This is a genomic window from Shewanella sp. YLB-07, assembly GCF_009377275.1.
The window spans coordinates 494,699-512,114 of sequence record NZ_VOQB01000001.1 but is presented as its reverse complement, the minus strand read 5'-3'; the positions used below and the strand labels follow the sequence as shown (position 1 = coordinate 512,114).

The window sequence follows — 17,416 nt, the reverse complement described above, 5'->3', positions numbered from 1 at the left end:
AAGAAGCCGTTTATCAAACGGCTTCAGTTTCCCTTAAGGTCAACACCTCGAAACCCGTTTGGGTTACTAAGATAGTGTGTTCCCACTGAGCCGATAGCTTCTTATCCCGGGTCACCACGGTCCAGCCATCTTTCTTGGTTTTTATTTTGGCATTTCCCTGATTGATCATAGGCTCAATGGTAAAAGTCATTCCAGGTTTCAATGTTAAGCCCAAACCTGGCCGACCGTAATGCAATACTTGTGGCTCTTCATGCATTTCACGCCCTATACCGTGGCCGCAATACTCCTTCACTACGCTGTAACCCGATTTCTCGACATGTTTCTGTATGGCATGGCCTACATCTCCCAGTGTGGCGCCGGGTTTAACCACATTTATCCCCAGCCACATGGCTTCATAGGTGGTCTGCACCAATCTCTTAGCCAGTGGGCTGGCATCGGGTAACAGATAGGTCTTACTCGAGTCCGCAATGAAGTCATGCTTTTCCAAGGTGATATCGACATTGACGATATCGGTGCTCTTCAACCTATAAGTTGCAGAAGGTATGCCGTGGCAGACCACCTCATTGACCGAGGTATTGAGCGAATATTGATAACCGTATTGACCTTTGCTGGCGGGACGAGCGTCAAGCTCGTTAACGATGAAGTCTTCGACCTTATTGTTGATCTCCATGGTGGTGATTCCCACCCGAATATACTCATCTAGAATCCGATACCATTCCATATAAGTATCTGGTCAGTTCAGAGACTCTCAGTTTTTTCAATTCAAGGCGCATTGATGAGGAAATGGTTATTCCCTTTTCAGTCAATGAAACGCAGACGTGGAAACACTGAGAGCCTCACGCAGTGCGGGTTTCAAAGCCCTTTATGCTACGTTGAATGTTCTCGATATAGAATAACTATTAGCTTCAAACATTCGCCTTGCCTACAGTGCTTTGAACTCCCGCTGAATGATCAGATACTTACTCGGAATGGTATTAAACACCCGGGCCAGTAGCTTGCCCGATTGCCTCATTAACTCAGCTTCAACGGCTGACTTGATCTGAATGTCACTCATGACTTACCTTCATGAAGAATGCCTTCTAAAGATACGTTTTCATCCCTGAGGCGTTGCTGCAATATCTCATTGAAGGTTAACGTCGGATTCAACTCGGCTAGCATGCCGGTCTTGATCCAAAACTCCACTTGGGAGTTGATCGATCTCGACATCACATTGCTCGACTTTCTGATCTCTTCATGGAGTTCATCTGAAATTTTAACCAGTCCCAAAATGCACCTTTATATGGTTTATATATAAAACGTATATGTATTATATATAAAACGTATATACCCATCAAGCCCTGACTCAGATACCAATATCAATAGCCCAGATCAACACCTTCCCTTTCCCCTTCACACTTTACGACTTAATTGATAATAATTATCATTTGCATTGAGAAAACACTTATTCCCTGCTAGCATTGAGTCGGTCCACCACGTAACCGCACATAACAAGGAAAAAATATGTTTCGTACATTTGGTTTGCTGCTCGCTATCACCCTCTCCTTCTGGTCGCAAGACCTGCTTGCCAGCCAGAGTGATAAGTTTAAGATCATCACCACCTTCACCGTTATCGCCGACATGGCGAGAAACGTGGCAGGCGACGCCGCTATTGTCGAGTCCATCACCAAACCAGATGCCGAAATTCATAACTATCAGGCGACGCCGGGCGACATTCGTCGTGCACAGGGGGCCAATCTTATCCTGTATAACGGCCTAAATCTGGAACTCTGGTTCGATAAGTTTTTTTACAATCTCAGTGAAGTCCCCCGCACCATAGTCACCAAAGGCATAGAGCCTATGGGAATTTCTCAGGGCCCCTATTCCGGTAAGCCTAATCCCCACGCCTGGATGTCCGCCCCCAATGCGCTGATCTATGTGGAAAATATCCGCCAAGCCTTGGTCAAGTATGACAGCGGCAATGCCGCAAGCTATAACACCAACGCCAAACGTTATTCGGCGCAGATCCTCGCCGCAGTCGCGCCATTCAAGGCGCTATTAGATGCGGTGCCGGAGGAGAAACGTTGGCTGGTAACCAGTGAGGGAGCGTTTAGCTACCTGACTCGAGACTATGATCTGAAGGAGCTCTACCTCTGGCCCATCAATGCCGATGCCCAAGGCACACCTCAGCAGGTGAGAAAGGTTATCGATCAGATGAGGCAGCATAAAATCCCAGTCATCTTCAGTGAGAGCACGGTATCGGCCAAACCCGCTCAGCAGGTGGCACGAGAAACCGGAGCCAAATACGGAGGCATGCTCTATGTCGACTCTCTGAGCAGCACTTCTGGCCCAGTGCCGACCTATATCGAGCTGCTAACGACAACCTTGAGTACCATAGCCAGAGGATTAAACGACTAATGACAGTACTCACAACTGAATTTATAGCTAGTCTCACAGTTAACGACATCACATTCCCCTCTAGCAACAACCTGAAGATAAGCACTTTAAAGACCATAGGCAGAGGACTAAACGACTAATGACAGCACTTATTACGAGTCTCACAGTTAACGACATCACTGTCCCCTATCGCAACGGCCAGCTGACAAGCAGCTTAAGGACCAACGACTAATGACTGCACTCACTAGCGGACTCACAGTTAACGACATCACAGTCACCTACCGCAACGGTCATACTGCAATTCATGATGCCAGCTTTGACCTGCCTAAGGGGTCAATCACAGCCCTGGTCGGCGTCAATGGCAGCGGCAAGTCCACCCTATTTAAATCCATCATGGGCTTCGTCACTCTGGCTAAGGGCAAAGTTGAGATCTTGGGTCTTTCGGTTAAACAGGCCCTAAAGAGCAACCTGGTGGCCTATGTTCCCCAGAGCGAAGAGATAGATTGGAATTTTCCTGTGCTAGTAGAAGATGTGGTCATGATGGGTCGATATGGCCATATGAACATGTTTCGCATCGCTAGCAAGCATGATGAACAGATGGTGAATATCGCCCTGGACAGGGTCAATATGAGGGAGTTTCGCAAGCGTCAGATAGGGGAGCTTTCCGGCGGACAGAAGAAGCGTATCTTTCTTGCCAGAGCTCTGGCCCAAGAGGGGCAAGTCATCTTACTCGATGAGCCTTTCACCGGTGTGGATGTGAAGACCGAAGATCAGATCATGGCACTACTGCGTGAGCTACGCGCCGAGGGCAAGGTTATCTTAGTATCGACCCATAACCTGGGCAGTGTACCCGAGTTTTGTGACAGAACGGTACTCATCAACCGCACCGTACTCGCCGCAGGCCCCACCAAATCGGTATTCACTCAGGAAAATCTGCAACTGGCATTTGGCGGCGTGCTGCGTCACTTCGTATTAGGAGGTAAAGACCTCCATGAAGATGATGATGCCAGGCAGGTAACCTTACTGACGGATCATGAGCGGCCTGTGGTGTTATACGGTGATGACAGCAAGACTCAGGTTGTTAGCAGTGAATAGTATTTGGAAAATAGCGATAGAAGTGAATTCTTGATTAAAGTACCAGCTTAAAAAGTGAACCCTATGATTGAAACTCTATTACAGCCATTCGAATATGGCTACATGGTAAATGCCATCTTTATCAGTGCCCTGGTCGGTGGCGTATGCGCCTTCCTATCAGCCTATCTGATGCTCAAGGGCTGGTCTCTTATCGGCGACGCCCTGTCACACTCCATCGTTCCCGGTGTCGCTGGCGCCTATATGTTAGGTTTGCCCTTCGCCCTGGGCGCCTTCTTTTCCGGAGGACTCGCGGCAACGACCATGCTGTTTCTCAGTCAACGCTCTAAGCTTAAAGAAGATGCCATCATAGGCCTAATCTTCACCTCCTTCTTCGGCCTCGGCCTGTTTATGATCTCCCTCTCCCCCACTTCGGTGAACATTCAGACCATAGTACTGGGGAATATTTTGGCAATCACCCCGGAAGATACCCTACAACTCCTGTTGATTTCCGGTATATCTTTGGCCGTGCTGGTACTGAAATGGCGAGATCTTATGGTGGTTTTCTTCGATGAGAACCACGCCAGAAGCATAGGTCTCAATCCCAATGCTCTGAAGATCCTCTTCTTCACCTTACTGAGTGCATCGACTGTGGCGGCGTTGCAGACCGTGGGCGCGTTTCTGGTTATTGCCATGGTAGTGACCCCCGGAGCTACCGCTTATCAGCTTAGCGACCGATTTGGCATTGTCGTCATCTTGAGTGTCGCCATAGGCGCTATTACCTCTTTTGTTGGCGCCTACTTAAGCTTCTTTATCGATGGTGCTACTGGCGGCATCATAGTGGTTTTACAGGCATGTGTCTTCGTGCTGACATTTGTGTTTGCCCCTAAACATGGTTACCTGGCGGCGAGGCACAGGGCGAAACGCTTCTCAGCTCCAAGCTTAAAAACGACCTCTAAAAAAATATCGCCAAGCATGCTAGAACAAAAGTCGAAAAACATCTCAGTCGATACAGGAGTCCCCAATGACCAGTTTATTTAACTCAGGTCTGGACATATTACTCTTACCCTTTAGCTTTACCTTCATGCATCAAGCCTTCGTGATCGTCTTGTTAGTGGCGATTCCCACCTCAGTGCTCTCCTGCTTTCTCGTGCTCAAGGGCTGGTCCCTGATGGGAGATGCCATCTCCCATTCGGTACTGCCAGGAGTTATCTTGGCCTATGTGCTGTCTATCCCCTACGCCATAGGCGCGTTCGCCGCCGGCATGTTCTGCGCCTTAGCCACGGGGTTTATCAAGGACAACAGTCGTCTCAAGGAGGACACTGTGATGGGCGTAGTGTTTTCCAGCATGTTTGGTTTAGGTCTGGTGCTGATGACTAAGGTTGAGACTGGGGTCCATCTGGACCATATCTTGTTCGGCGATGTGCTCGGAGTGAGCTGGACAGACGTGCTCGAAGCTGGGGGCATTGCGCTGCTGGTAATAAGCTTCATCCTATTCAAGGGGCGGGATCTGCTGGTGTTTGTCTTCGATCAGCAACATGCCAAAGCCATAGGATTGCCCGTAGGTCTGCTGCATTATGGTTTGCTGTCGATACTCTCCCTCACCATAGTCGGCGCACTTAAGGCCGTTGGCATGATTCTGGTTGTCGCCATGCTGATAGCTCCCGGGGCCACCGCCTTCCTGTTAACCCGTAAGTTTCAATCTATGATGCTAATCGCCCTGCTTATCTCGACCTTGACCTCCTTCCTGGGCGTCTATCTCAGCTTCTTCATCGATAGTGCCCCCGCGCCCACCATCATCATGCTGATGACGCTGATCTTCATCTGTGTGTTCTTCTATTCCGGCTATCAGACGAAACGAGCCTCCGCCGCCCTAGACCCAAAAGACCAGAAAAACCAACAAGATCAGCAGCACAGTTTAGAAACGCCCAAAGAGGCGTTCGCCGAATAACGAGTCAATCAGGTCAGATAAATGAAATGAGATAAACAAGGAGCGGCTGGCTTATACCGATTGGTATCAGATACTAAGCCGCTAATCTTGAAAAACGATATGGTAAAATACCTGTTGGTCTGTATCGTCAACGCCCTTTTCAGAATCTTCTGACGACACAAAGCAGAGGCTGAATCCAGTGTTAACTAACACAGCAATCGATGCCAGATTACTACTTTCAACACCGGCGACGATCTTGCAAACATGAATCAGACTATCTTTAACAGAAGACCTTACACTATTGACTGGAGATTTTGCCCAAGCCACCAGCCCCTTAATCATCTCACAAGCAAAGCCTTGTCCCCATTGTGACTCCGTGAGCAGATAACCTAAGTGTAATGTAACCACTTTATCGCTTGGCAACTCTTGCTCTTGATGCCGCTCCTCATGTAAGAAGATGAAACCTATCACTTGGCGGGTTTCACGCTTTCTCACCACTAAGAAACTGCACTCCTCGACCCTGGCCTCTAGCCAGATCTTAGCTTCCTCGAGATTATGAATATTTTGCCAACCCGGCGGCAAGGCGCGGGTCACATTTGGGGTGAGAATATCCAGTGTCATACTGGCAAGCTCTGCCATATCCGGCACTTGATGATTGGCTGAGTCAGGCCAAGCTGAAATAACCAACCTTGGGGTCTCGAATTGGTACAATAAAGCAGAATTTTCCATATGCCCTCTCTTAATATCAATCAATCTAATTAATACAAGTTAATATCAATCAATAAACCGGCTACGCAGATCTTCTGTAGGCAGCATACAGGCATCGCGTTTGCCGAAGAGTGAATAACGCCGACTCCCCAACCAGTGATAGCAATAATCCCTGAATGAACGAGGCAAGACCGAAAATATCCTCAGCAGAGGCCATAAACCGGATAGGTCTTTACAGATCTCAAGCGCCGCATCGGTACGGGTATAACATTTTCCCTGCTTGATAAGAAAGAAGGTATCGCCGTAATCATTCACAAGCGAATACCTAGCCATCAAGTCTTTTGCAGCCTCGCTTTGCATAGGCGTAAAGCAAAAAATTTGCTTAGGATCTCGCTTAATGATGAAGTTGACCGCGTTATTGCAGAGATTACACACACCATCGAAGATGATGATATTTCTGGTTTCCATGGCACTCCTTACTTTTTCTTATACAAAGTGGCTGCTGGGCTTAAGATTTACATTTAAATCCTGATTTCTGGTTCAGAAATTGCTCGGTTTACTGAGACGAAGTCGACTCGATAATATACGCAAAGATATTCCATAGTTCCAATGGAAGGACAGTAACATGATGACAGTTAATGGCTACAATGCTTATTTAAATACAGACACACATATTAGTAAGCCATCACAGGTTCAAGCTAGCCATCATATTGCGTCAAATTCAGTCCAATCTCCGGAGCCCCAGAGTCATATCATCGACCCAAACAGCCAATATCAAGACCGAGTCACACTTTCATCGAGCGCTCAAACCGCTGAAAGTCCCGAGGCCGACACCTATGAACAACTTGGCTCACAAGCCAAACAAAGAGCCAGCTTACAAGATATAATGCAGGTCATACTGGATAAACGCACTGGCATTGACCGTGATAAATTAGATGAGATAGAGGCTCAAATACAGGCTATTGCAAAGAGTGACACCCTAAGCAAAGAGCAGAAGGAGGCACAGATCAAACTGTTAGAGGAGCAAAAGACACAACTAATTCAAGAGTTTGTCGAGAAAAACGAACAAAACCAGCAAGAATACGATAATAAAATCACGTCATAGCCACCGATGTTTAGCGCAACATTCATAGCGACTAAAGATAGCGGCAAAGCGGATGCCGTTTGCAGGCAAGGATTAGCCGCAATAACGGCAAGAAATAAATACCAGCAGCCAATCCTTGAAAATAATTAAATATAGCGAGCGAAAACTCTCACCATAGTGCCGTCCTTGATCGTAATTTCTAGCCAAGTGTCTACGTATTCTTTCCAAATAAGATCTCTGTTCATCAAGAACGCCTTGGCCGAATAACTCAGGTTAGTATCAGGCATTGCGGCGCATAGCTTAGGATGTTTCTTAGATTGCACCTGTACCTCAATACGATCGGTGAACATCACATCGGCGCGGCCGTCGATGATCTCTTGGAATACTGTCACATTACTGCCATGAACAATGACCTTAGCCTGCTTAATATTGCCATCGACGAAGCGCTGATTCGTACCACCTTTATTGACGATAACTCGCGTGTCCGGCGTATCTATCTTGGCTAAGGAATCATACTGACTCACGTTAGCACACAGGCTAATCGGTGTTTTCCCCCCCTCCAGATAAACATCAGACATCAAACCTACCTGTTGACGAAATAGCTTCTTCGAAATGCCACTCATCATGATATCAAAATCTTGGCTTTGCAGATCTGCTATCAGATCTGTCCAACTCGTAGATAAAAATACAGCTTTGGCCCCCAAAGAAGCGGCCAACTGATTTGCCAGCTCTATGTCTATCCCTCTTCTGTGCGTCCCCGCTAAATATGAAAACGGCTCGTAGTCGCCGGTGGTACCGACTATCATAATTTTTTGAGCCAGTATCTTGTCTAATGCCGACGAATAAACTTTAGGCTTCACTGAAGTTAATGCTCTGAACAACAAGGCTTTCTCTTCAAGGCTCACAAACTGGGTATCTATGGAATGATTAAATATCACAAAGTCATGCTCCCCCTGATGACTCGCAATCCTTTGAATAATCGATTTGCCTAGTACTATCAGTTTGGGACGAATTTCAGACAAGCTAAGTTCGGAACGAGTGGCCCCTTGTAACTCAGGAGGCAAACCATGCTCGGTCCATTGCTGATAATATTTCCCCTGTATCTTCTTAGCTAATTCGATTTGAACCCGAAAAAAGTTCTCGATCGCCTGAGATGCTATCCCTTGCTCCTTTGCCATCGAGACGCTCTTCTCGATCACCAATTTCTCTCTGGTGAGGTCTTCAATCGCTAACTTATGTTGCCATTTATATAAGGCCACAGCTTTCATGTAGCCAAGACGTGTATTCATTTCTGAATAAAGCGCCTGATTTTCATCATCCTCGGCATGAGCAGAGAAAGACAAGAGCGTCAGTAAACTTAAGCATAATACTGCGTATAGACGGACGGAATTAAGGGTATAAAAACGAAGAGAGGCCATAAAAAAGATCAAGATGACTGAAATGGAGCACAAAGATATCAGTTACACCTAATATTGCAACAGAGACAACAAGCTAGCCTGACTAATCGATAGGGTAACGACATTACCTAGCACTAGTACTGGCATTAAATGAGCACAATTTTGTACAAAAGCATTAGCCATTTATGCGCTATGATGACTCAGTACAACGAGGAGTATCATGGAACAAGCGGCACCTAAGGCAGACAAGCAAGATTCTGCCCGACAGAGAAACAATAGTGAAAAAGCGGAATTTACCTTGGCCCAAGAGCTGGGTGGTATTGAGCTACTCGATGCCAGCTATCAAAAACAGAACTTTTCCCGTCACAGTCATGAAGGCTACACCGTTGGTGTGATAGATACAGGTGCCCAGAAGTTCTTTCGTACCGGCAGCAATCACCTAGCGCCGCAGAACAGTATCATCTTAGTCAACGCCGATGAGGTACATAACGGCTGCTCTGCCACAGAGAATGGCTGGTCTTATCGCGCCATGTATCCTCTTCCCGAGCAATTTGCCTCGATCAACCAAGAATTAGGACTGGCCTCGACAGGCGCACCTTACTTTCCCGACGCTGTGGTCCACGACAAGTCGATGGCCGACATGCTCCGCATGACGTTTCAGACTCTTAAAGAGTCCGATAACCGCCTGCTGCGGGAATCTGTTGTCTACTCCACCATGATTAAACTCATGGCACGCCACAGCACACACAGAGGAGAAAACCAGACACAGGCCTTGGCTCAGCCTCAATTGGCACTGGTTAAACAATTTCTCGACGATCACCCCAACGCCGATATCTCTCTGGAAGAGTTGGCAGTGTTAGCCGGGCTCAGCCCCTTCTATTTAATCAAACAATTTCAGCGCACCTTTGGCCTACCGCCCCATGCCTATCAGATCCAAGCGCGAGTCAGACTCGCCAAGAAACGGATCCGAAATGGCGATAAGCTACTGGATGTCGCCTTAGCCTGTGGTTTTCACGATCAAAGCCACCTCAACCGTCACTTTAAACGCACCATGGGGGTCACACCAGGCCAATATGCAAAAGAGTTTACCAGATAAATGAGTGCAAGTTTGTACAAGCCAGCGGATCTCAGATAGGTTAACTTAGTGGTTAATGTTACCAATAGAAGTGTTCAAAAGATTAATGAGTTCCCAAATACAAACATTAAAGGCTGAGGGGAAATTTAACGGCTTCTTAAAGGGCACCTTAGCTGTGATGCCATTAACCATAGCCGTCATTCCCTGGGGCATTTTAGCAGGCTCCTTTGCACTTGACGCCGGACTGTCTCCCTTCGAGAGTCAGGCCATGTCGGCCATCATTTTCGCAGGCTCGGCCCAGTTGGTTGCACTTGGCATGATCAAAGCTGGTGTTGGCTTAACCAGCATCTTAATCACCACCTTACTCATCACCTCGCGGCACTTTCTCTATGGCATGGCCATGCGCCCCCAAATTAGTCCCTTGCCACTCAAGTGGCGGCTAGTCTTAAGCTTTCTGCTTACCGATGAACTCTTTGCCATCGCTAATCAAGGCAAGCAACACAAGCTGGATCCCTGGTATGCATTCGGCGGCGGATTTAGCTTTTATCTGGGCTGGAACCTAGCCACGGCGGCCGGTATTATCGCGGGTCAAACAATCCCAAACCTCGACAGCTGGGGACTGGATTTTGCCATCGCGGCCACCTTTATCGCCATTGTCGTTCCTTCGGTAAAGAAACCTTCAATGCTATTTTGTGTACTAGTCTCTCTCGTCGGCGCCGTTGTCTGTGAGCTATTAGCCATCCCCGCTGGACTACTCATCGCAGCACTGCTTGGCATGACCTCCGGCACACTCTACGCCAAGCTGACAGGAGAGAAAACATGATTTGGTTGACTATTTTAGCCATGGCAGCAGTAGTATTTGGCAGTCGATATCTGTTTCTGGAGCCAAGGCTGCCGGTACGATTAAGCAAAAACACCTTAGCATTCCTGAGTTATTCGGCCCCAGCCGTTCTCACAGCCATTTTCGCTCCCATCGTCTTTATTCGAGAAAATCAGTTAGATTTGAGTTTAGATAACAGCTATTTGATATGCGCAATCTTAGCCGCATTTTTGGCATATACCACACGCAGCGTACTGTTAACCACAGTACTGAGCATGGGGCTCTTCTTCGTTATTCACTAGGGTAAAGGAATAAAAATGACTTCGAACGAAAATTTGGAACACCCAAGAATGCAGGTCACTTGTCATGTTAGATACGTAATAAACCCGGAAATGATTGAGGAGTTTGAACACTATGCCAAACTCTGGATACCGCTAGTTGAAAAGTTTGGTGGCCAACATCATGGCTACTTTCTGCCTGGCGAGGGAGCAAATGATATCGCTATAGCCTTATTCTCTTTTCCTAGTTTGGCTGTTTACGAAATCTATCGGAATGATTCAGCCAAAGATGCTGATTGTCTCGCTGCATTTGACTTCGCCAAAAAACATAAATTCATTTTAAGATATGAGCGTAATTTTATGCGTCCTGTACTAGGCTAATATTTATGGACACTATTGCGTCCTAATTGTAACCGTACTTAGCCTCCATCGCCTCGATATAGTCCTGCATCTCCTCACCGGGCGTCACTGAAAAGTGCCGGCCTAAATTGGTGAGTCCGGTGATCCTATCGACCCTGAAGTTACGAAAATCATCTCTGAGTTCACACCAGGCGAGCAAGGTCCAGGTTCCCTTCCAAAAATAGATGGCCAGAGGGCGGATCTCTCGCTGAGTATTAGCCTCTTTGACATCCCGATATTCCATCGACAGGTATTCCCGTAATCTGGATGCAATTCTCAACACATCGAGAAATTTAAACTCATCGGTGTCGATATAAAAGTCCGGAGCAAACATCAGGGACTGATAATCCTGCAAACGTGCAGGTAAGACTGCTTCAACCTTGATCATCGCCTGCTTGGCGGCGCTGGAGAGCTCTTTACCGCCCCAGGCTTGTACCATACGCATGCCGACTTGAATCGCTTCAAGCTCGGCTTCATTGAACATCAAAGGTGGGACATTGACCTCATGGCGCAGCAGGTAACCGACACCGGCCTCGCCTTCGATAGGGATACCACTGAGACAGAGATCTTGCACATCGCGATATATGGTTCGGGTCGACACTTCCAGCCTCTCAGCCAGCTCTTTGGCCGTCGTTAAACGGCGATGACGCAGTAGTTGAACTAGCTGAAATAATCTGTCGGCTCGGCGCATGAGTCACCTCAATATTGAACATCAAACAGATGACATCCAGCTCTAAAACACTGGCTCTGCAAAACATATCTCTAACAAAACAAAAAGTGCCAAGCCCGATTGACTTAGCACACTCTTTGGTACGAAATTAAGGCTATCTAAGCTTGATGCCAATGTAAATATCTACACCGTCATTGGAGGTGTAGCACTCATAATCTGTGCTATAACTCCGCTCAAATTGGCAATTTTCATCATTAAAATAATGCCATACCTGACCCCAAAGACTGATCACCACAGCAGGCATCTCACCAATAGCACTAAAACGCAGGTATTCTCCGGCGGCTAACGTCAGTCCAGTCAGCTCCGAATTATCGGCTCCCACTTTAGTTAACCCTACCACTAATCCCGCGAGAACAGAGAACTCACCATTATGATCGGATTCATAGTCGTAATAACTGCCATAAACTGGCGAACTCATATTGCTCTGAACATCAGATAAGCTTATAAACTGCTGCCAAAGCGGCCCAATTTTCTGAGTATCGGCAACTTGCTCGGCACGATTTGATGTTCTTACCGCCAGTCCCCTTAACTCAATCACCTCTTGGGTTACCAAAACCGGCGAAACCACATCTTCCTTTATCACAGTCATCTGCTTTCCTTTAGCCTAAAGCCATTTTACTCACTCAAGTAATACCAAGCATGAGCCGGAACTAATCCGGCCCACCCACTCCCAACCTACAACTAGCCACTATTTATCTTTTGACCACAGGCCGACAGTATTGCCTTCGCTATCTTCGAATAACGCGATGAAACCGCACTCGCCTTCTTTGATAGGCATGACAGGAAGGAGCACTTTTACGCCAGCTTGGGTAATACTCTCAACCAGAGGAGACAGTTTCTCACTCAAGTGCAGATAAAGCACACTACCATGGGCCGACGGCTTCATCATCTCATGTTTAACCAAGCCAATACTGGCCGCTTCCTTATCCTCAGTTTCTAGAATCGCCATCTCCATATCGTTCATGACTTCGCGTCTAAAACTGACACCAAAATGCTTGCCATAAAACTCAACGGCTCTATCCATGTTTTCGACGGCTATTTCGCCCCAGACTAGCGGTGCTTGATGTAACATATTGAACTCCTTTCAATTACTAAGTTCACACTCAACATGAGTGCTTCTCCCTTAGCGACGAAACAAGGATAAACCAGGCCTACTGACAGCATAGTGTCAGTAGGCTTTCAGACAGGACAAATTTATTGCTTTATAACACTATTAGATATTTTCTCAGGAAGAACCTTAACAATCACTTCTCTTTCCTGAACTAGGTACCGGTTTGCAGTTTGAGTGATATCGGCCACAGTCACGGCACTCAACTCTTGTGTAAATTGATTAAATCGATCAAAACGAGCCGGGGCGCTATAAGCTTGGCTAGCCAAGTCTAACCAAAACCAGTTACTATTCACTGCATTTTTAACATCTTTAATGATAGGAGCTCTGGCTCTTAATAACTCATCATCTGTAATTGCGCCCTCTTTCTTCACCTCGTCAGTTATCAGTTTATAAGCCGCCTCAACTTTATCTATATCACCAAGCTTTATGTTACTGCTCATACCAATGAAACCGTAACCATCCAGAGAATCTGAATTAGTGCTAAATGCATAGGGAGAATAAGAAACGCCCATTGACTCTCTTAGCTTTTTCGTCAACTTTAATGTGAGTATCTCTTGCAGAAGTTGCAATCTGCGCATGCTCTTCACATCACGATCGTCATCAGTTTTCCAATAGGTGTTTAGCAACGCGGTGTCCACCCCCCCTCGATGAAACAAGATAACAGTTTGGGGCTCAGGAAAATCTATTCCCTTTAGATAATGGTGACTTGGGAGCTTAAACCGCTGTGGCAAAGCGCCAAATGTTTCAGCTACCGCTGAAATTGCTTTTTGATTATTGATATCACCCACAATCGCAATTTCAATCGGCCCATTCTTCATGATCCGTTCGATAACAGGTCTAAGTTCAGCAAATGTGCGCTGCTGAATCTCAGATAAGGGTCCAAGCCCAAAACGCTTATCCTCACCATATAAAGTGCGCATGAATTGTGTATCAATCACATGTTCTGGACTGGAGCTAGCCATTTGCTCACTGACTTTGATCTCATGTCTAAAAAAAGATTCCCCTTCCGAACGATAAGCCTGTTCCGTCAAGAGTGCAGTCAATACTTGCAGCTGCAGCTTTAATTCATCAGGCGTCGTACTGTAAGTTCCACCTAAACTGTCTAACCCGACGCCTAAAGCCATTGAGACATTCTTATCGAGAAAGATATTATGCAGCTCATCGAATGTGTGTTTTTTCAACCCACCTGACTGGTAACCATACTCAAAAAGATTAATTAACCCATCTTTGTCAGCAGGAAAATCCTCAAGGCCATGACCAACACGTAAAGAGATAAACACCTGTCCCTTATCAAACTCTGTTTGCTTTACGTTTACTACAACACCGTTGTTGAACTGGACAGATTTTATTCCACTCACTTTATTTGTTTTTTCAGATACAACTTTCCCTTTATCACCAAAGTTTACGTATTGAAACTCGACTTCTTCACGTGCCTCCAAGGGATAAACTTGAGTATTTAAGCTTTGGTTATATACCTTTAATATTGCTGCTTCTGCATCTTCAATTTCAATATTGCTTGTGAGATAAACACTGGGAGCAGCCCCTGACCATAACAGTCTAAAATGCTCAGCGACCTGTTCCGCTTTAATACCCACAATGTTCTTTTGAAAGAACGCTAAATTATCCTTCGCCGACAACACTGATTCTCGATTTTCAACAGCTTGAGTCACCGAGTCCGCAATAACATAATTCGGAACAGTCTCTTCAGATTGGACAGCCAGTTTCAAATCAGCTTCAAAGCTTGCCACTAACCGATCTATCTCCTTTTGCGTAAAACCAAACTCTAAGGTTTGACCTAAGCTTTGCTCAATCAACTCAAGTGCTGATGGCCATTGCTCTGCATCGATATAACTTGAAACACTACTAATGGTTGCCAGTTCCGAACGCTCTTGATAGGCCGCAGCTCCCGTCATCAAGTTATCGCTGTTAATAGCAATATCATTGAGTCGAATAGACAGGGCAGTATTAGCAAGATAAGTTAACAGATCACCAAGACGTTTTTTACGACTATCTGGCTCAACTTTAGCTGGTGTGATCACATTAATGGAGATACGACTATCGATACTCTTATCGATAAAAGCATGGGTACTAATTTCAGTATTGACGACCAATTTCCCAAAGTCCGGTTCATCGAGGCTTTCATCCGCCGTCCAATCTGAGAACTGCTTTTGAATCGCTTTTTTGACCCGTTCAGGGTTAAAGTCTCCTGTAACAATCAATGTTGTACGCTTTGGTGTGTAATACCTGTGATAAAACTCCACCAGAATATCTTGAGTAACAGACTTAATACCTTGAGATGAACCAACCGGGATCTTGTTGATGTAATCAGTCCCCGGATAGGCAAACCGAATCCAATCAAGAAAACTGTTAAATTCAGGCCCCTGCTTGCCTCTAACCTCAGCGTTTAATACCCCTCTTTCTCTTGCAACCGCAGCTTTATCAATCGTCAGGTTACTACTGGTTTCCCTCATAATAAATAAAGCTTTTTCAATAAGCTCTTCTTCAGCGCTAGGCAGTGACAACTGATAAACCGTCTGCGTAAAATCGGTGAACGCATTGGTATGAGCACCGAAAGCGAGCCCATCCCTTTGCAACATAGTGATCATTTCACCTTCAGGAATATTTTTAGACCCATTAAATGCCATATGTTCCAAAAAATGTGCCACACCTGGCTGCGGGCCTTTTTCCAATGCTGACCCTGCACGGATATGCAGCCGGATTTCCACCTCATCTTTCGGAGATTGACTTTGAATTAGTATGTATCTCATACCATTCTCTAACACATATGGCTTAACTCTGGGATGCAGTGTCAGATCAGTTTTCGGATACCAAAGTGCATCATTCTTATCTACTGGCTGTAAGGGAGCAGCATCGATAAATCCAATAGGAATAACCAGTGTAAAAATGATGACTAGTAAACTCGATCGAATACGCAACATATTCCATAACCTCATGAATTTATATAATTAAAATAAGAAGCGAATAGTATTTTAAAGTCTCTATTTTTATACTACTGCTAAAAGATTGGCGTGAGATTAGCACGAGGTGGATACAAACTGTTTCAATATAGGGTGGCATACTATGTAAAGGCCAATAGTAGATCACTATAAGATCAATTAATCACAGTAAAAACAACAACCAACCCAAAGCCGGATAAGTATTAAACAAAATAGATACAATAGATCAGATGTTCTGAAACATTACTTCTAATCGAAAGGTGATAATGGCTTGATCTAACCTGTCTGTGTCGATCTCTTTACTCCAGTTATACTCGGGGGTAATTTCGAAGAATAACCAGTCCCTGGCGAAATTTTGCCGATAGGTGATGGCGATTCTGGCATTCTCCACATAATGATAAGGCGTATCGACACCATAGATACTGGCAATATAGTTAAGTGCTTGCTTACTACTGATGTAATGGTAAAGGTTAACACTGCTGCCAAACTCCCAGCCATTATCACGATTTTCATACTGAGCGACCACGCTCCAACGCAATAAAAAATCTTCATCGAAGGAATGCTCAATATCGAACTCGGTAGACTCTCCGGTCACCTTCTTCTCTTGATAGATTTTCTGCGTGAGTCGAGTAATGGTGCCCTGGGAGATGGGATAGGTATAGCGCCACCTCGCCTCTAACTTAGGTTTAAAGTTGGCCTTAATATTGAAACTCACTCTGTCCTTAGCATACCAATCATATCTAAGCCCGATATCCCGTTCCCCCTCATCATCGGGCCCTTTTAGGAAAGCGAACGGATCGTCCTCCCCTTGAGAGTCGATGATCACTTTAAGCTTCTGGTTGACCCCGGGAAGATTGAACCTGGCATTGAGGTTTGCCCTATATTTGAACCCTTCCTTGAAGTAATAAGAGAAATCATTAGTCCAGCGAACTAAGGTCCCGGCCCGAGCATCTTCCTGAGTACGATCATCGACAAAAAAGCTGTCGAACCAGATAGCCGGCTGACAAAACTTAGTATTGAGATAATCAAAGGCTTGATCGAAAGCGGTATTATCTGCCGAGTGGGTTAAACAGGGATCAAGAGCCTCTTCAGCCTTATCGAGTGAGGCTTTCTCTTTTACTGGCTCTACATCTTCTTGTGCATCGGCGTCTTGTTCAGTAGGTTCTGGATCCATAGCTTCTTGCTCAAGAGATAGTCCAGCATTGCTCGCCACAACAGGCTTATTCACTTGAGTTCGAGATTGCATCAGAACAGGTTCCAGAGCTTGACCCTGAGCTTCAGCAATTGTCAAAGCCATAAAGGTAAGCGATAGTGAAAGTAGTAAGCTTCTAACCTGCAACAACTGTTATCCAATGTCATACAAATATGAGATATCAGATAATAACATCTAGTACCTAATTTCGTTAACAAAGTAGAGAAAGGTTGAAATAAAGCTTGATTACATTTTTAACTAGATTCATTTTCCTATTTAGATTCCCTGATG

General features: G+C 45.7%; 20 protein-coding genes. 9 read left to right on the top strand and 11 right to left on the bottom strand.

The window, feature by feature from the left end; all coding sequences use genetic code 11:
* Positions 1-13: 13 nt before the first annotated feature.
* From map to FS373_RS02110, 3 genes are all read right to left on the bottom strand, one after another.
* Positions 14-721, bottom strand: a complete 708-nt coding sequence (gene map, locus FS373_RS02120; RefSeq protein ID WP_152828954.1) for a type I methionyl aminopeptidase — start codon at positions 719-721, stop codon at positions 14-16.
* 201 nt (positions 722-922) lie between these two features.
* Complete coding sequence (locus FS373_RS32400) at positions 923-1,054, bottom strand: hypothetical protein (RefSeq protein WP_265575319.1); 132 nt, start codon at positions 1,052-1,054, stop codon at positions 923-925.
* Positions 1,051-1,266, bottom strand: coding sequence for a ParD-like family protein (locus FS373_RS02110; protein ID WP_144047310.1), 216 nt, complete (start codon positions 1,264-1,266; stop codon positions 1,051-1,053). The genes FS373_RS32400 and FS373_RS02110 overlap by 4 nt, the downstream gene beginning before the upstream one ends.
* A gap of 234 nt (positions 1,267-1,500) precedes the next feature.
* Between FS373_RS02110 and FS373_RS02105 the strand changes: the two genes are divergently transcribed.
* The 4 genes from FS373_RS02105 to FS373_RS02090 all read left to right on the top strand — a co-directional run bounded on the left by FS373_RS02105 (position 1,501) and on the right by FS373_RS02090 (position 5,395).
* Complete coding sequence (locus FS373_RS02105) at positions 1,501-2,394, top strand: metal ABC transporter substrate-binding protein (RefSeq protein WP_152828952.1); 894 nt, start codon at positions 1,501-1,503, stop codon at positions 2,392-2,394.
* A 210-nt stretch (positions 2,395-2,604) separates the two neighbouring features.
* On the top strand, positions 2,605-3,468 hold the full coding sequence (locus tag FS373_RS02100; protein WP_144047312.1) for a manganese/iron ABC transporter ATP-binding protein: 864 nt from the start codon (positions 2,605-2,607) through the stop codon (positions 3,466-3,468).
* A gap of 63 nt (positions 3,469-3,531) precedes the next feature.
* Complete coding sequence (locus FS373_RS02095) at positions 3,532-4,485, top strand: metal ABC transporter permease (RefSeq protein ID WP_144047313.1); 954 nt, start codon at positions 3,532-3,534, stop codon at positions 4,483-4,485.
* Entirely contained in the window at positions 4,469-5,395 is a 927-nt protein-coding gene (locus FS373_RS02090) for a metal ABC transporter permease (protein WP_152828951.1), read from the top strand. The genes FS373_RS02095 and FS373_RS02090 overlap by 17 nt, the downstream gene beginning before the upstream one ends.
* Before the next feature lie 81 nt (positions 5,396-5,476).
* Here the strand turns inward: FS373_RS02090 and FS373_RS02085 are convergent, their stop codons facing one another.
* A complete protein-coding gene (locus FS373_RS02085) occupies positions 5,477-6,103 on the bottom strand; it encodes a GNAT family N-acetyltransferase (RefSeq protein ID WP_144047315.1) in 627 nt (208 codons plus the stop codon).
* Positions 6,104-6,148: 45 nt separating this feature from the next.
* Positions 6,149-6,550: a thiol-disulfide oxidoreductase DCC family protein gene (locus FS373_RS02080; protein WP_144047316.1), complete on the bottom strand. Its 402-nt coding sequence runs from the start codon at positions 6,548-6,550 to the stop codon at positions 6,149-6,151.
* Between the two features lie 157 nt (positions 6,551-6,707).
* On the opposite strand from FS373_RS02080, the gene FS373_RS02075 reads away from it, so the two are divergent.
* The gene (locus tag FS373_RS02075; RefSeq protein WP_144047317.1) at positions 6,708-7,187 is read left to right on the top strand and encodes a hypothetical protein; all 480 of its coding nucleotides are present in this window, start codon (positions 6,708-6,710) and stop codon (positions 7,185-7,187) included.
* Between the two features lie 125 nt (positions 7,188-7,312).
* Here FS373_RS02075 and FS373_RS02070 read toward each other — a convergent pair whose 3' ends face one another.
* Positions 7,313-8,584 carry a transporter substrate-binding domain-containing protein gene (locus FS373_RS02070; RefSeq protein WP_152828950.1) on the bottom strand — a complete coding sequence of 424 codons (1,272 nt, stop codon included), beginning with the start codon at positions 8,582-8,584 and terminating at the stop codon, positions 7,313-7,315.
* 199 nt (positions 8,585-8,783) lie between these two features.
* On the opposite strand from FS373_RS02070, the gene FS373_RS02065 reads away from it, so the two are divergent.
* The 4 genes from FS373_RS02065 (at position 8,784) to FS373_RS02050 (ending at position 11,117) form a co-directional block, all read left to right on the top strand.
* The gene (locus FS373_RS02065) at positions 8,784-9,659 is read left to right on the top strand and encodes an AraC family transcriptional regulator (protein WP_152828949.1); all 876 of its coding nucleotides are present in this window, start codon (positions 8,784-8,786) and stop codon (positions 9,657-9,659) included.
* Between the two features lie 85 nt (positions 9,660-9,744).
* Positions 9,745-10,461 (top strand): AzlC family ABC transporter permease, encoded by a 717-nt coding sequence (locus FS373_RS02060; RefSeq protein ID WP_152828948.1) that lies wholly within the window; start codon positions 9,745-9,747, stop codon positions 10,459-10,461.
* Entirely contained in the window at positions 10,458-10,760 is a 303-nt protein-coding gene (locus FS373_RS02055) for an AzlD domain-containing protein (protein WP_144047320.1), read from the top strand. The genes FS373_RS02060 and FS373_RS02055 overlap by 4 nt, the downstream gene beginning before the upstream one ends.
* Positions 10,761-10,775: 15 nt before the next feature.
* The gene (locus FS373_RS02050; RefSeq protein ID WP_144047321.1) at positions 10,776-11,117 is read left to right on the top strand and encodes an NIPSNAP family protein; all 342 of its coding nucleotides are present in this window, start codon (positions 10,776-10,778) and stop codon (positions 11,115-11,117) included.
* A 22-nt stretch (positions 11,118-11,139) separates the two neighbouring features.
* Here the strand turns inward: FS373_RS02050 and FS373_RS02045 are convergent, their stop codons facing one another.
* The 5 genes from FS373_RS02045 to FS373_RS02025 all read right to left on the bottom strand — a co-directional run bounded on the left by FS373_RS02045 (position 11,140) and on the right by FS373_RS02025 (position 17,179).
* Positions 11,140-11,826 (bottom strand): helix-turn-helix transcriptional regulator, encoded by a 687-nt coding sequence (locus tag FS373_RS02045; RefSeq protein ID WP_144047322.1) that lies wholly within the window; start codon positions 11,824-11,826, stop codon positions 11,140-11,142.
* 133 nt (positions 11,827-11,959) lie between these two features.
* Entirely contained in the window at positions 11,960-12,454 is a 495-nt protein-coding gene (locus FS373_RS02040; RefSeq protein ID WP_144047323.1) for a GyrI-like domain-containing protein, read from the bottom strand.
* A gap of 99 nt (positions 12,455-12,553) precedes the next feature.
* The gene (locus FS373_RS02035; RefSeq protein WP_144047324.1) at positions 12,554-12,937 is read right to left on the bottom strand and encodes a VOC family protein; all 384 of its coding nucleotides are present in this window, start codon (positions 12,935-12,937) and stop codon (positions 12,554-12,556) included.
* A 122-nt stretch (positions 12,938-13,059) separates the two neighbouring features.
* Entirely contained in the window at positions 13,060-15,759 is a 2,700-nt protein-coding gene (locus FS373_RS02030; protein ID WP_194165810.1) for a M16 family metallopeptidase, read from the bottom strand.
* A 400-nt stretch (positions 15,760-16,159) separates the two neighbouring features.
* Entirely contained in the window at positions 16,160-17,179 is a 1,020-nt protein-coding gene (locus FS373_RS02025) for a hypothetical protein (protein ID WP_227992508.1), read from the bottom strand.
* Between the last annotated feature and the right edge of the window lie 237 nt (positions 17,180-17,416).

Excerpts from the sequence above, each read along its gene's own strand:
- FS373_RS02105 (WP_152828952.1), top strand. The coding sequence starts at position 1,501 with ATGTTTCGTACATTTGGTTTGCTGCTCGCTATCACCCTCTCCTTCTGG.
- FS373_RS02060 (WP_152828948.1), top strand. The coding sequence starts at position 9,745 with ATGAGTTCCCAAATACAAACATTAAAGGCTGAGGGGAAATTTAACGGC.
- map (WP_152828954.1), bottom strand. The coding sequence starts at position 721 with ATGGAATGGTATCGGATTCTAGATGAGTATATTCGGGTGGGAATCACC.
- FS373_RS02035 (WP_144047324.1), bottom strand. The coding sequence starts at position 12,937 with ATGTTACATCAAGCACCGCTAGTCTGGGGCGAAATAGCCGTCGAAAAC.
- FS373_RS02050 (WP_144047321.1), top strand. The coding sequence starts at position 10,776 with ATGACTTCGAACGAAAATTTGGAACACCCAAGAATGCAGGTCACTTGT.
- FS373_RS02045 (WP_144047322.1), bottom strand. The coding sequence starts at position 11,826 with ATGCGCCGAGCCGACAGATTATTTCAGCTAGTTCAACTACTGCGTCAT.
- FS373_RS02085 (WP_144047315.1), bottom strand. The coding sequence starts at position 6,103 with ATGGAAAATTCTGCTTTATTGTACCAATTCGAGACCCCAAGGTTGGTT.
- FS373_RS02100 (WP_144047312.1), top strand. The coding sequence starts at position 2,605 with ATGACTGCACTCACTAGCGGACTCACAGTTAACGACATCACAGTCACC.
- FS373_RS02040 (WP_144047323.1), bottom strand. The coding sequence starts at position 12,454 with ATGACTGTGATAAAGGAAGATGTGGTTTCGCCGGTTTTGGTAACCCAA.
- FS373_RS02075 (WP_144047317.1), top strand. The coding sequence starts at position 6,708 with ATGATGACAGTTAATGGCTACAATGCTTATTTAAATACAGACACACAT.
- FS373_RS02070 (WP_152828950.1), bottom strand. The coding sequence starts at position 8,584 with ATGGCCTCTCTTCGTTTTTATACCCTTAATTCCGTCCGTCTATACGCA.
- FS373_RS02080 (WP_144047316.1), bottom strand. The coding sequence starts at position 6,550 with ATGGAAACCAGAAATATCATCATCTTCGATGGTGTGTGTAATCTCTGC.
- FS373_RS32400 (WP_265575319.1), bottom strand. The coding sequence starts at position 1,054 with ATGAGTGACATTCAGATCAAGTCAGCCGTTGAAGCTGAGTTAATGAGG.
- FS373_RS02055 (WP_144047320.1), top strand. The coding sequence starts at position 10,458 with ATGATTTGGTTGACTATTTTAGCCATGGCAGCAGTAGTATTTGGCAGT.
- FS373_RS02065 (WP_152828949.1), top strand. The coding sequence starts at position 8,784 with ATGGAACAAGCGGCACCTAAGGCAGACAAGCAAGATTCTGCCCGACAG.
- FS373_RS02095 (WP_144047313.1), top strand. The coding sequence starts at position 3,532 with ATGATTGAAACTCTATTACAGCCATTCGAATATGGCTACATGGTAAAT.
- FS373_RS02090 (WP_152828951.1), top strand. The coding sequence starts at position 4,469 with ATGACCAGTTTATTTAACTCAGGTCTGGACATATTACTCTTACCCTTT.
- FS373_RS02025 (WP_227992508.1), bottom strand. The coding sequence starts at position 17,179 with ATGCAATCTCGAACTCAAGTGAATAAGCCTGTTGTGGCGAGCAATGCT.